Annotated in this window: 1 pseudogene; it reads right to left on the minus strand. The window is 78.0% G+C overall.

What is annotated here, in order from left to right:
* Positions 1-236, minus strand: a pseudogene (locus ACYQ0J_RS13570) (hypothetical protein); the annotation flags it as partial.

The raw sequence follows: 236 nt of genomic DNA on the forward strand, positions 1-236 counted from the left end.
AGCGGGCCACCAGGTCCACCCGCCCGGCGTAGCGGTGCTCCGGGTGGAAGACCGCCTCCTCGGAGCGCAGGAGCCTGCCCCCGTTCCCGTCCCACCAGTCCGCCAGGCGCCGGGCCATCCCCCGGAGGGGCTCCTCCTCGGGGAGGGGAGGCCTTTCCCCCTTGAAGTGGGCCTCCGCCCAGGCGTGGAGGTCGGTGCCCCGCCCCGCGGCGCTCCGGGCGGCCCTGTGGTGGGCC

This window comes from Thermus sp. FJN-A, from assembly GCF_054655095.1.